11 protein-coding genes, 1 pseudogene and 2 other annotated features are annotated in these 13110 nt (G+C 38.6%); of the genes and pseudogenes, 1 reads left to right on the top strand and 11 read right to left on the bottom strand.

Annotated features, from left to right (window positions below):
- Positions 1-291: 291 nt before the first annotated feature.
- The 7 genes and pseudogenes from N0O92_RS11305 to N0O92_RS11335 form a co-directional block, all read right to left on the bottom strand.
- Positions 292-1127 (bottom strand): annotated as a pseudogene (locus N0O92_RS11305) (Cof-type HAD-IIB family hydrolase).
- Between the two features lie 71 nt (positions 1128-1198).
- Positions 1199-2446 carry a tyrosine--tRNA ligase gene (gene tyrS / locus N0O92_RS11310; RefSeq protein ID WP_396334495.1) on the bottom strand — a complete coding sequence of 416 codons (1248 nt, stop codon included), beginning with the start codon at positions 2444-2446 and terminating at the stop codon, positions 1199-1201.
- A 48-nt stretch (positions 2447-2494) separates the two neighbouring features.
- Positions 2495-2702 (bottom strand) — a binding site (T-box leader).
- A 13-nt stretch (positions 2703-2715) separates the two neighbouring features.
- Positions 2716-3123, bottom strand: coding sequence for a MarR family winged helix-turn-helix transcriptional regulator (locus tag N0O92_RS11315; protein WP_315614762.1), 408 nt, complete (start codon positions 3121-3123; stop codon positions 2716-2718).
- A 254-nt stretch (positions 3124-3377) separates the two neighbouring features.
- On the bottom strand, positions 3378-4664 hold the full coding sequence (locus tag N0O92_RS11320) for a CitMHS family transporter (protein WP_315614763.1): 1287 nt from the start codon (positions 4662-4664) through the stop codon (positions 3378-3380).
- Between the two features lie 62 nt (positions 4665-4726).
- A complete protein-coding gene (locus N0O92_RS11325; protein WP_315614764.1) occupies positions 4727-5053 on the bottom strand; it encodes an AtuA-related protein in 327 nt (108 codons plus the stop codon).
- Positions 5043-6362, bottom strand: a complete 1320-nt coding sequence (locus tag N0O92_RS11330) for an acyclic terpene utilization AtuA family protein (protein ID WP_315614765.1) — start codon at positions 6360-6362, stop codon at positions 5043-5045. Before N0O92_RS11330 ends, N0O92_RS11325 begins: the two co-directional genes overlap by 11 nt.
- A 277-nt stretch (positions 6363-6639) precedes the next feature.
- On the bottom strand, positions 6640-8046 hold the full coding sequence (locus tag N0O92_RS11335) for a sigma-54 interaction domain-containing protein (protein WP_315614766.1): 1407 nt from the start codon (positions 8044-8046) through the stop codon (positions 6640-6642).
- Between the two features lie 312 nt (positions 8047-8358).
- Between N0O92_RS11335 and N0O92_RS11340 the strand changes: the two genes are divergently transcribed.
- Positions 8359-9471, top strand: a complete 1113-nt coding sequence (locus N0O92_RS11340) for a chitobiase/beta-hexosaminidase C-terminal domain-containing protein (RefSeq protein ID WP_315614767.1) — start codon at positions 8359-8361, stop codon at positions 9469-9471.
- A gap of 158 nt (positions 9472-9629) precedes the next feature.
- Here N0O92_RS11340 and N0O92_RS11345 read toward each other — a convergent pair whose 3' ends face one another.
- The 4 genes from N0O92_RS11345 to N0O92_RS11360 all read right to left on the bottom strand — a co-directional run bounded on the left by N0O92_RS11345 (position 9630) and on the right by N0O92_RS11360 (position 12843).
- Positions 9630-10877, bottom strand: coding sequence for an MFS transporter (locus N0O92_RS11345; protein ID WP_315614777.1), 1248 nt, complete (start codon positions 10875-10877; stop codon positions 9630-9632).
- Between the two features lie 73 nt (positions 10878-10950).
- Positions 10951-11201, bottom strand: a binding site (T-box leader).
- A 63-nt stretch (positions 11202-11264) separates the two neighbouring features.
- Positions 11265-11444 carry a helix-turn-helix transcriptional regulator gene (locus N0O92_RS11350; protein ID WP_315614768.1) on the bottom strand — a complete coding sequence of 60 codons (180 nt, stop codon included), beginning with the start codon at positions 11442-11444 and terminating at the stop codon, positions 11265-11267.
- Positions 11445-11473: 29 nt separating this feature from the next.
- Positions 11474-11620: a hypothetical protein gene (locus N0O92_RS11355; protein WP_315614769.1), complete on the bottom strand. Its 147-nt coding sequence runs from the start codon at positions 11618-11620 to the stop codon at positions 11474-11476.
- A 326-nt stretch (positions 11621-11946) separates the two neighbouring features.
- Positions 11947-12843, bottom strand: a complete 897-nt coding sequence (locus tag N0O92_RS11360) for a macrolide 2'-phosphotransferase (RefSeq protein WP_315614770.1) — start codon at positions 12841-12843, stop codon at positions 11947-11949.
- Positions 12844-13110 lie beyond the last annotated feature (267 nt).

Raw genomic sequence — 13110 nt, forward strand, 5'->3', positions numbered from 1 at the left:
TTTATCATTTTCAGTAATTCCCACTCCATTTTACCATATTCAAGTGTTCTCCCCGTTTCTTCAATAATTGAGATTTCCATTCATTCTTAACATTGGAGTCTTACCAAGTCGTCAGTAAGATTGAAAGAAGTTAAATAAATAGAAAAAACCTTCTAGACTAAAGAAGGTTCTTAGGTTATTTTTAAGCATTTTTATAGTTTGAAATTCTACGCACATCTTTATTTAAACACAATATTTTGTACTTCATTATCTTCAATTCTTCCATATAAAGTCACCAGTTTACTAGTTAAATTAAATCAAACCATTTCTTTTAAAACTATGATAAATACCGTTGTAATCATGTGAATCCGTGATTTCATCCGCGACAGCCTTTAGCTCTTCTTTCGCATTCCCCATTGCCACACCATGTTGTACATATTCGAGCATTTCTAGATCGTTCATTCCGTCTCCATATGCAATAGTGTTCCTTTTATCCATTTTCAAATGTTGAAGTAGTGCCTCAATGGCGGTTGCTTTATGGATACCTGGTACCGATAGTTCACCGCTATTCTCACCAAAAACAGGGACCGTGCTAGAAACAACCGTAAACGATGTTCCAAACTCTTTCCTGATTGTATCAATTGGGAGTTCTGATCCTAAGAAAGAAATTTTATTTATATCTTCTCTAAGCAAATCCTCGCCATCAATCAAACTATCTAGAAATGGTTTTATTCCTTTTTCAACTTCCTCTTTTGCTTCAGGCTTTTCCACTATCAATTGATCAACTATTATCTGTACATGTTTTTTGCAATTCTTACTTGCAAACAATCCACCATTTGACTCTAAATAAAAATCAATCTCATGCCTGTTAAAAAACTCCACTATTTGCTCAATGTTTTCTTGCTTTACTCGTTCGTGTAACACTACCTTCCCATTAACTTCAATGTATCCTCCGGCAGCCCCAATGATTCCATCAAATCCAACGTCCATGATTTCCTTAAACAATTCCGCTTTCGATCTACCCGTACATATAAAAATCAAATGACCATTTTTTCTAGCTTTTTGAATCGCTTCTTAGCCGTTTCAGGAATAATACCATGATCATTAACGAGCGTTCCATCAACGTCCATAAAAATAACTTTTTGCATGTTTTTTCCCTCTCAATAAAAAAACTAGCTAGCTTTAAAGTAAAAAGGTAGCTAGATTTCTTTTACTTGTATTATCTCTTAATTTTAATAAATTTACGCTTTCCAACTTGTATAACTACATCATTTAGTATTGCAATCTGTACGTTAGGGTCCTCTACCCGGTTTCCATTCACTTTCACTCCTCTATTACTAATCATTTTTCTCGCTTCACTTTTTGAGTTTAATAAGTTCAACTCAACTAGTAGATCAACTATTGATTTTTCATTATCACCTTGCCACTCAATTACAGGGACTTCGTCAGGCATATCCCCTTTTTGAAAGACTGAAATAAAATGTTGTTCAGCTTTCTCCGCTTCGTCCGTTCCATGGTACATTCGTACGATCGTTTTTCCAAGAAGCATTTTTGCATCTCTAGGATGCAGTTTCCCTGAATCAAGTTGTGTTTTAATGATGTTTATTTTTTCAGGAGAGAAGTCTGTAATCAATTTGAAGTATTTCTTCATTAATTCATCTGGAATCGACATCGCTTTTCCGTACATTTCTTGTGGACTTTCATCAATCCCGATATAGTTTTTCTTTGATTTAGACATTTTTTCTACACCATCAAGCCCTTCTAGTAACGGCATAAGGATGGCAACTTGTTTATCTTTGCCGAACTTTTCTTGAAAATGCCTTCCCATCAGCACGTTAAAATGCTGATCTGTTCCACCAAGTTCAATGTCACACTCTAACACGACAGAATCGTACCCTTGCATCAATGGGTAGAAAAATTCATGTAAGGAAATAGGTTTACCAAGAGCAATTCGTTCTTCAAAGTCATCCCTTTCCATTAATCTCGCCACTGTGATTTTGCCAGCTAATTGAATAACATCTTCAAAATTTAGTTTAGATAACCATTTCGAATTGTAATGAAGTTCCACTTTTTCCATATCAACGACTTTTCCAAATTGTTCGAAGTATGTTTTGGCATTGTACTTTACTTCTTCATCTGTTAATGGTTTTCTCGCGACCGATTTTCCTGTTGGATCTCCAATCTTTCCTGTGAAGTCCCCAATCAGTAGTTGGATAATATGCCCGTTTTCCTGAAACTGTTTCATCTTCTTTAGTACAACAGTATGACCTAGGTGTACATCAGGAGCTGAAGGATCTAATCCTAATTTGATTTTAAGCGGTCGGTTTTCCATTACCGCTTTTGCTACTTTTCCCTCTAACTCTTCCACAGGAATAATGTCTTGCACCCCTTGTGTGTACATTCCCATTTGTCTTTTCACTTCAGCTATCTGTTCTATTGTTAATTGTTGTTTCATTACCTCATTCATGTTCTGTTCCTCCAAATTAAAATGTTAAAAAACCACATCCCATACAAATGAAGGGACGTGGTTTTGCACGCGGTACCACCCTTGTTGAAGAAATACTTTCTTCCACTTAACGAATAACGGCTCGTCCGTCTTTGCCACCATGACAAAGAAAGCTCAGGGAATGTATTTCGTGTTATCTTTGTGTCGATTCGCAGCAACCACCGACTCTCTGAAACAGGGAGATAACTACTACTTGGTTTCCCGTCTACGCTTATAGAATAGATAATTTGTTAAAATTGATTTTTTTTTATGACTCTTCTTACTAAGGCTGACATGTTCTTTTGCTCATTTACAGAAAGACTAGAAACAATTTCTACTTCCCCTTTATGAAATTTCGGATATAGCTCTTCCATAATTCTTCTGCCTTTTTCCGTAATAGTAACGTACGTTATTCTTCTATCTCGAATGTCTACTTTTCGATAACAGAACTCTTTTTTCTCTAGGGTTTTCGTAATATTGCTAATGGTTGCCTTGGAAACTCCAGCTGATTCAGCCAATATTTTCGTTTCAACCGACTGACCAATCCATAGATCATATAGCATGGAAAATGACGTCCACGATAGACCATACTCAGCTAGTACTTCTCTTTCCATTTTATTCCTTAACCCTTGAGCCATTCGATAGATGTTTGTTACCACCGCTATAGCATCCAAATCGAGCGAATCAATTGGTAATTTCGTTAAGAGGTTTATCGTATCTTTCTCTTCAGGAAGTAACTCTCCCTCTTCATTAAAAGAATGTATTGTAAATCCCTCCTTTTAAAAATTCATAATCGTTAGCTATGAAACGATAGTAACAAAAAAATTTTCAAGTTGCAATATAAAAATAGATATCTCTAAATAAGTGTAGATCCCTTTGAATCTCAAAGGGATCTACACACTCCACACCTATCTTAAATCGCACCCGTAATCCAAGCCACAATCGCCATTACAATCGTCGTTCCAAATGCCCACTTAAAAATAAACTTCTGATGATCTCCGAGCTCTACTCTCGCTAACCCAATTAATAGGAACGTTGCTGCGGTTAACGGACTTAGCGGAAATCCTGTTGTCATTTGTCCTAAAATAGAAGCGCGCGCCATTTCAATCGACGCCACCCCATACATTTCAGCGGATTGACTTAAGACTGGCAATACTCCGAAATAATATGCATCTGGTGTAAAGAGTAGACTAATTGGCATACTGATCACAGCTACTAGAAGAGCCATCGATCCGCCTACCCCTTCTGGAATAATGTTCACCATCGCTAAGGCCATTGCTTCAATCATTCCTGTTCCACCTAAGATCCCTGTGAAAATTCCTGCTGCAAAGATAATTGAAACAACCGTTACCATACCAAGCGCCTGACTTTTGACTTGTTCTTGTTGATCTTCTGGTTTTGGATAGTTGATGAGCAAGGCAACAGCAAATGCCACCATAAAGACAATTGGCAGTGGCAGCCATACTTTTATTAAAGCAACAATAGCTAAAATCGTAATCGCCAAGTTAACGAGAAATAATTTTGGTCTGCGCATTTTGCGATCTTCATCAGAAAGTTCTTGTTGATAGTTATACTCAAAATCTTGCACACCTAAGCGTTTTCTTTCTCGTTTTCCAAGAATATAGGAAACAAATAATACCCAAATAATTCCTGCAATCATCGCTGGAATAAGAGGTGAGAAAATGGCGCTAGGGTCTAATCCTAATGCACTTCCTGCTCGGGCAGCTGGACCTCCCCATGGCATCATGTTCATAATGCCAGCCCCTAGTGCAACGACGCCTGCTAAAACCAAACGGCTCATTTTCAATTTTTCATATAATGGCAAGAGAGCTGGAATGGTAATTAAGAATGTTGATGCCCCTGACCCATCCAAATGGGTAACCATAGCAATCACGGCGGTTCCCACCACAATTTTTAACGGATCTCCTTTTACCATTTTTAACACTCTAGAGATAATGGGGTCAAATAAGCCTGCATTGTTCATAACACCGAAAAATAAAATTGCAAATCCTAGCATAATACCTGTTGGGGCTACACTTTGAATTCCATCAAGCATCAGAGTGCCGATTTCTGCACCGAAGCCCCCTAGTAACGCAAATACTAAAGGAACTATAATTAAGGCGACAATGACTGAAACCTTTTTCGTTAAAATTAAAAATAAGAACACCGCAATCGTTAAAAAACCCAATGTCGCTAACATATGATTCCTCCTTACAAAGATGTTTTGAAGCGCTTACATTTTATAGGTAACCTACCTTGAAATTACGATGGTAGATTAATTTCCATTTCTAATAACGCGCTGCTTAAGCTCTTTCCATGAGTATCTAACGCAAGCGATGTCGTAACTCCCCCTAGCAAACTATTTTTGCAAACAAAGTTATATGCTTTTATCGATGACACATCATAGCGAATAACTTCTCCGTCGATAATATCTTTTAAGTGTTCTTTCACTTTTTCTGCCGTTACGACTTCCCCGAGCCATTCGTAATCTTTTTCATTATATGGGATGAGTGATAGGTTAGAAGTGTTTCCTTTATCCCCTGCCCTGCTATGAGCGACTTCATATAGTTTGATTGAATTACTGTTCATATCGAAACACCTCCACACTTACCTGGTTATCAACGACATTTCTATCTACTAACGTAGATACAACTCCTACACACTCAGAAACTTTCTTCCTAGCGCCTCCGCCTCCATAAGGACCATTCGTATACAGAGCTTCCACTTCATTTCCTAATCGTTTGGCCACATCCTGATTTTCACATAACGCTGCAGCACGGAGTCTTACCTCATACGGTTGATGTGAACCAAAACTCGTTCGGTGCACCGACGTACATCCAATCAGATCGATACGCATATCAGGAATTTCTTTAGAGAGACGCCTTCTTAAAATCGTTTCAGCCATCTTCCCTCTTTCAACAGCCGTTGTTCCTGCATAAGAGATTTCTCCCTCACTTAAATAACCTGCATGATATCCAATGGATACCTTATAGCTAGTTGGTTTCTCTTTCCCAGTACCTCCAGAAACCTTCACTTCGTTCTCGCCAACTTCAATAAGTTTCACATTGGAAAAGTCAGCTGTTACGTCTGGTGTCAAATAATGGGTAGGATCGTGTACTTCATATAATAATTGTTCTTTGACAGTCATTAGATTCACCACTCCACCAGAATGAGGGGTCTTTGAAATGATCGCTGTGCCATCTTCTTGAATGGTGGCATATGGAAATCCTAATTCAGCTACGTTTGGTACTTCCTTCATTCCTGAGTCAGCAAAATAGCCCCCAGTAATTTGCCCTGCGCATTCTAGTAAGTGACCAACAACGGTTCCTTGACCTATCCTCTCATAATCATCCATCGACCAACCGTAATGATCGATCATCGGTGCAAGAAAGAGCGATGGATCTGCCACTCGACCTGTAATAATGATATCGGCATCCGTTGCTAAAGCCGGGAGCAGGGCATCGACTCCTAAGTAGGCATTCGCAGAAATCGTTTGATAGTCTTTTACAGTGTAATTGTTTTCTAAAATCTCTTGGTCCGTGTCGAGTTCCTTTACAACGTCATCACCGGTTACAACGGCAATCTTGCATGAGATGCCTTGTTCTTTTGCAATTTCAATTGTCATTTTTGCTGCTGCTATTGGGTTTGCAGCCCCCATATTCGTAATGATTCGAAACCGTTTTTCATTCAGTACTGGTAGCAATGCATGCATTCGATCACTCAGTAATGGATCATATCCTTTTGTTGGATCCTTCTTCTTTTCTTTTTGGGCAATCGCAATGGTTCGTTCCGCTAAGCATTCTAACACTAAATAATCTAAATCAACTTTTTGTGCTAATTCTACGGCTGGTTCCAGGCGATCCCCTGAAAACCCAGCTCCACTCCCTATTTTCAACATGACATTCACCTCATTAACCTTGACTCAATCTGTTATATTCTGCTTACCTCTAACAAAAACCGATTCCCCTCACCTATCCCCCTTGTCGCCATTGCTTAGTAAACTAAATGCAACAACTGTGCCAAAATAAAAAACGCTTTTTGTAAGCGTTTTTCTTTCGTGAGTTTCTAATTTGTTAGAAATCGAATTTTGTTAGGACGTCATTTTCTTAGCTTAAACCTTTGGCCGGATCTAGGTTTCTAAAAAGTTAGAAATTTCAAACTGAAATTCTAATTCTTTAGAAATCGGCAATCGTATACTTTTTCATTTTGTTATAAAGAGTGGCTAATGAGACTCCTAATGCTTCCGCTGCTCTTTTTTTCCCTTCAAGTCCTGATCCGTATTGTGATAGAGCGCCTGTGATCATTCTTCGTTCTGTCTCGTCAACGGCTTCTTTTAACGAATACCTATTCGTCCTATAGTTAGAGACCGTTACTTCCGAATTATGAAATGTACTTGGCAAATGTTCAGGAAAAATCTCGCCCCCATCCGTCATACAAATCGCGTAATCAATTGTATTTTTCAATTCTCTCACATTTCCAACCCAGTCATAGGCTTGTAGAATAGCTAACGTTGATTCATCTAACCGGTAGAAGGGTTCATTACCTGACTGACTGTCATGCTTATTCAATATAAAATCAACGATCTTAGGAATATCTTGCTTTCGTTCCCTGAGTGGAAGAATCTCAAGATGCAACACATTCAAACGGTAGAATAAATCCTCGCGAAATAGACTTTTTTCAATGAGTTGGTGAAGATCACGATTCGTTGCTGCAATGACCCGGACATCGATTTGTCTTTCTCTCGCTTCCCCTACTCTTCGAATCGTATTTTCCTGTAAGACACGCAACAGCTTTGCCTGCAGCTCGTAAGATAATTCTCCGATCTCGTCTAGAAAAATCGTCCCCGAGTTAGCTATTTCAAATAGTCCTAGTTTGCCACCCTTTTTCGCACTCGTAAAAGTCCCCTCTGTATAGCCAAATAACTCACTTTCGATTAGTGATGCCGGAATCGTAGCACAGTTCACTGGAATAAACGGCTGATCAGCACGAGAGCTCGCATTATGAATCGCTTGAGCAAACAGTTCTTTTCCCGTTCCACTTTCCCCGATAATTAACACCGGCAAATGAGATTCCGCAGCTTTTTTTCCTAAGTAAGCTACTTCTTTTAATCCACCTTCCGCACCAATAATCTGATCAAACGTGTATTTAGCTTGATACAAAGATCCCATCTGCTCTTTTAGTTGTGAAAGTTTTTGCTTGTTTTTCTCTAGTTCTTTTGAAAGCTTATGTACTTCCGTTAACCCTTTACAAATGGAAACAGCCCCGATGATTTCTCCGTTTAAAACAATCGGAGCCATATCGACAACATATTCAACATTGCCTTCTTGTCGATACACACCAATCCGTTCCTTCCCGTCTTTTAACGTCTCAACAAGCTGAGCTTTCGGTCGAACAGACCGAAGTGGTTTTCCAATAATGTCTTCAGGTAGGACTCCGGTAATACGGGTATATTCCGGGTTAATTAATCTCACAATTTCACCTGAGTCGATTACAAGTACCCCGTCGTGTATCGAATGGATGGCGGCTTTGAACCATTCTAATTGGTCTTCTATCGAAAGGTCTTTTAAGTTTTCGTAAGGCATTTTTTACCTCCTTGCGAACCTATTTTATCCACGTCAGTAGAAAAAATTTTTTTCTAGTGTCTAACACTTATTTTAACAGGGAAATTCTTGTTTTTTCACTCGATCTTTTAAAAAGTTGTCTATTGACAGAGTAAAATTCCTCGTACTACACTATGTAAACGCTAACAGGTAATTCTAGTTTATGGGAAATCCAAAAAAAGAGGAGGACTATATACTTAGTATTTTTAATATTCCAAAAACTATTTACCTTACTTTTTCTTTGGTATGTCTTTAACGTTTTCAACTTATCAAAACTAACTTGGAGGAGATGTTATGAAAAATAGCAGATTGAGATTCTTGATAGGAAGTTCGTTACTATGCGTATCTCTTTTCTTGCTCTTTACTATGCCGGCTTTGGCCAGCAATAACAAAAATAACGGGAACGTAATCTCACCTATTGCCTCTCATGAAACAGGACAATACTACAAAGAGCAGGTTGTAACGTTAGAAACTCCTACACCTGGTACACAAATCTACTTTACAACAGACGGTAGTACCCCAACGAACAATAGCACTTTATATACTGATCCGATTGTAGTAAGTGAAGATGTAACCCTTAAAACAATTGCTGTACAGGGCAATGGGAACGGCAAAGCGCTTAACAAAAGCAACGGAAACACTCACAGTGAAGTAGTTACATTCACATATGAATTTTTGAGTAGAGAGAAAATTGCTGATCAATTTCTAGAATTTGAATATAATAAGATGCCGTACCGTCTATATGTTCCAGAAAACTACGACCCTTCCGTTTCGTACCCTCTCGTTTTATTCCTACACGGTGGTGGAGAACGTGGAACAGACAATAATAGGCAACTAACTGCCAATGATGGTGCGGTAATCTGGGCAGCCCCTGAAAACCAAGCGAAAAATCCCGCTTTTGTCCTTGCTCCACAGGCAAGAAACCAACATGACGGCGGATTCGGCATTACAAGAAATTATGATAACATTGTAGATCTAGCTAGAGTCTTTGAATTTTCAGAAGACCTAGGAACAGCTTACGAGATCCTTCAAAAAGTAATAGGAGAATACAACATTGATACAAATCGTCTTTACTCAACAGGACTCTCCCAAGGTGGATATGGAACGTTCAACTTAAATATTAAGTATCCAGATTTATTTGCAGCAATGGTCCCGATTGCCGGGGGAGGAAATCCAGAAACTGCACATATTCTTAAAGACAAACCTATTTGGGCATTTCATGCTGAAGACGATGGTATTATTCCTGTTTCACATACAAGAGATGCGATTGAGGCTATAAGAGAGGCTGGAGGGAATCCGATTTATACTGAATATCCTAAAGAATTAGGATATAACCATGGTTCATGGGTTCCAGCTTATGATAACCAAGAGATGATTAATTGGATGTTTGACCAGATTAAGCGTTAAAGATTCGAATGACATAAAAGGGTAGAGGGGGTATATCCCCTCACCCCTCTCATTACTCAACCACACCTTCCCCTGAATTCTCCCTTTGTGTCTTCTTAACGATCATCCCAAAATACAAATTCGTTAAAATCATGAACATCCCTCAGTACCCCACTACTTTAAACATTCATTCTATCAAATTCCGCCGATTGCTCGTACTGTCTTTTTGAGGGTTGAAAAGTAAAACAACATAATATAACAGCAATCAATAACATAAGGAAAGCACCTGCAATAACGACAGCTTGAATAGAAATCAATTGTGCCACGATCCCCATGATCACCGTTGTTAGTAAAACAAGAATGGATTGAACTAGCCCGTATAAACTGATGATTCTTCCCATCGTTTTAATAGGAATGGTATTCTGATAAAAAGTGTGAAAACCCGTGTTTGCAAATGCTAGGAAAAAAGCCAGGATAAAAAAGCCTAAAGCCGCCATAGGAAACGCACCTGAATATGCATAAATGATATAACCAATGGAAACAAAGACACAACCTACTCCCATTAAAGTGGAAGTAGCTATTTTTTTTACAACAAGGGTATTCAATATGGCTCCTATAATAATACCGGCACCTGCAATACTAACTAAAAAACCATAGTCACTATCAGAAAGATTCAAGACTTCCTTAGCAAATGCTGCTTCTAAAGAATCAACAGCTGCCGTCATGACGATAACGGAACTAAATAAAAAATAAATAAGCATAATGTAAACATTGTTACGACTAAACGTCATAACAGTATGAAAATCTCTTATTACTAGCTGCCACGACCATTTCTCCTCTGTTCTTATAGCTGACGACTTTTCTAGATTAGGAATAAGTAGGGTTATAATCCCTGATAGAAATAGCGCTACTGCATTTATGAATATAGAAAAAAACGGTGTTCCTATGATAAATAGAATTCCTGCAATAGCTGGTCCTATTAGAAAGGCACCTGAATCTATTAAGCTACGAAGTGAGTTAAACCTCTTTCTTTGTTCAAGTGGGATTAATTTTGTTATATAGGACATCGAGGTGGGACTAAACATAGCGGTAGCCATATTAATTAAAAAGACCATAATATAAAGCAACCAAATCGATGCATCTAGTAACCACGGTAAGGCAAATATACAAACCGCTCGAAACAAATCTAGGACAATCATTAAGGTTCGTTTATTTAATCGGTCAATTAAACTACCTGACCATATATTGGTTACGATCGTAGCTAAAGGAATCAATATATAAAGTCCCGCAACGGCTAGAGGAGATCCCGTCAGGTCAAATACAACCAAATTTAATGCAAGTAAATAAATCCAAGCCCCTACATTAGATATGCCAATTCCAACTAACAAAATGGATGGATACTTCCACGATTTCACTATCTTGTTTATGTCCATTTCGTACACTCCTAATTAGATTATGTTCTTCAATAACACAAAAAATCCCACCCCCAAGACTTTGAGTCTTGGGGACGAGATTTCCAATCGTGGTGCCACCCCAGTTCATTAATATGTTTCCATATTAATCTTATTAGGTACGACATGAATATGCTTATACCTTAACTCTATAACGTGAGCCCCCGTTACACCATCCCCAGTGAGGTTCCGATGTACTGCTCAGAGTCTTGATTCAACAAAACGGTTCTTACTCCATTTCAGCTAGCGGAGCTCTCTGTAAAGACACGTTCTATTTACTCTTCTCTTCACCGCATTTTGTAAATAGTTTCCAACATTATAACACTAGTATTCATTTGTTGCACTAGGAATTAATGATAACTGCTACATCTCTTCATCCCAAAATAATTCATCTAGCGTTTTATTTAAAGCTTTGCAAATGGCAATACATAAATTTAAGGTTGGGTTGTATTTCCCCAATTCGATTAAGCCAATAGTTTGCCTTGTGACCCCTACTTTTTTAGCTAATTCTTCTTGGGATAGATCGTATTCCATACGAGCCATCTTCAAACGAAATGAAGGAAAATAGGTGCTTACTCTAACTCTTTGTGTCCTTCATCAGCTTGATGAAGGACATTTCTTTTGCTCTTCGATTTCTTTTGTCTTTCATCAGCTTGATGAAAGACATTTCTTTTGCTTCTCCGACTTCTTTTGTCTTTCATCTGCTTGATGAAAGACATTTCTTTTGCTTCTCGGACTTCTTGTGTCCTTCATCGGCTTGATGAAAGACATTTCTTTTGCTTCTCCGACTTCTTTTGTTCTTCATCGGCTTGATGAAGGACACTCCATCTGTTTTCTCACTTCTTTTGTCCTTCATCCGTTTACTGAAAGACATTCCCCGGTTTTTCCCGCTTCTTTTGTTTTTCATCCTTCTCCATCAATTTTTCTTCTTTTCTACCTAGCCTGTCACTCCAATTCAATATGGTCTTTTTCACTTCCCTTACCCTAGCAATTAAAAAAGGGTGTCTCAAAAGGAACAAACCCTTTGAGACCCCCTACACATTAATTACTCTTCACTTGCAAGCATGTGCGCGGCTGTTTCATGCATCTCTTTTAAACCTGAAACTTGAGCGTATTCTGCTACAGTGATGCCACTTGTTGTTAGAAGCTCAATAACATGCTCGTCCATTCTGGACCACGTTCTTCCCCCGGCATTGTCATAAGCATCGATTAACTTTTTAAGTCCATCTTTACCAAAGAGTAGATAATGAGACATGAAATCAACTGATACATCAGCTATCCCTACTTCTGTCCAATCAATTATGCCTGTTACATGATTGGACTGATCGATAAGCGTATGGCCTGGGTGTAGGTCCCCATGTTTAACCCCTACATGAGTTGGCCAAAGCGAGTCTTCAGCTAGCCATGCTTGCCAGCGGTCCCATAAATGTGAATTTACTTCGTATTGTTCTTTCACACGTTCCATTCGCTGTTTCATAGAAACTCTTACCTCACTAGCATCATTAATGCTAACACCGCTTTGTTTAAATACATGATGAGGCAATGAGTGTAAATTCGCTAGAACGATTCCAAGTGAGCAATCATATTCAGGTGGTACATTGGTATTATCAAAACTCCATACATAATCTTGTTTTTCGACGTCAATAGTAGCGGCAGGAACTCCCTTTAATTGCTTATAAGCAATTAAGTCTGCTGAAAAGATAGTCCAATTGGGCACTTGGAAGTTTGCATGGCTATGAATGATATCTAACGCCTTTTTCTCTTGTACAGCATGTCTCATAGATTCTGATCTGCGCGGCACCCTTAGTATCCATTTATCACCGTTTCGATCTTTCGCATGCGCCACTTGAAAGTCGACACCAGATTCATTTATTTTTATCGTTTCTTCTAAGATTTCTAATCCGTTATGATTTACTAATTGTTTTAATTTACGTGTATTCATTTTTAATTCCTCCAAATTTTATTATTTGCTAATACAAAGGATGTAATCACAAAAAACCACAGACAGGCCTGTCTGTGGTTAGGAGTAAACGAAGCTATAACAATCAAAACCACCAGTGTGAACTGGTGGTTTGCTCTGCGGCTGAAAGCCTCTCTTACCGGCCTTGGCCTAAAAGGCCCACTGAAGGGGTTTCCCGCCTGCACCACATTCACTCACTAATTCTAAAGAATTTCTTTATTTCTTCTTATTTTTCTCACCGGTAAATGG

This window comes from Alkalihalobacillus sp. MEB130, assembly GCF_032335535.1.
In the GTDB taxonomy this organism is placed as follows: domain Bacteria; phylum Bacillota; class Bacilli; order Bacillales; family Bacillaceae_D; genus Halalkalibacter.

Coding starts and splice junctions, on each gene's coding strand:
- tyrS (WP_396334495.1), bottom strand. CDS start 2,446: ATGAATGAGGTAATGAAACAACAATTAACAATAGAACAGATAGCTGAA.
- N0O92_RS11320 (WP_315614763.1), bottom strand. CDS start 4,664: ATGTTAGCGACATTGGGTTTTTTAACGATTGCGGTGTTCTTATTTTTA.
- N0O92_RS11325 (WP_315614764.1), bottom strand. CDS start 5,053: ATGAACAGTAATTCAATCAAACTATATGAAGTCGCTCATAGCAGGGCA.
- N0O92_RS11330 (WP_315614765.1), bottom strand. CDS start 6,362: ATGTTGAAAATAGGGAGTGGAGCTGGGTTTTCAGGGGATCGCCTGGAA.
- N0O92_RS11335 (WP_315614766.1), bottom strand. CDS start 8,046: ATGCCTTACGAAAACTTAAAAGACCTTTCGATAGAAGACCAATTAGAA.
- N0O92_RS11340 (WP_315614767.1), top strand. CDS start 8,359: ATGAAAAATAGCAGATTGAGATTCTTGATAGGAAGTTCGTTACTATGC.
- N0O92_RS11350 (WP_315614768.1), bottom strand. CDS start 11,444: ATGGCTCGTATGGAATACGATCTATCCCAAGAAGAATTAGCTAAAAAA.
- N0O92_RS11355 (WP_315614769.1), bottom strand. CDS start 11,620: ATGTCTTTCATCAAGCAGATGAAAGACAAAAGAAGTCGGAGAAGCAAA.
- N0O92_RS11360 (WP_315614770.1), bottom strand. CDS start 12,843: ATGAATACACGTAAATTAAAACAATTAGTAAATCATAACGGATTAGAA.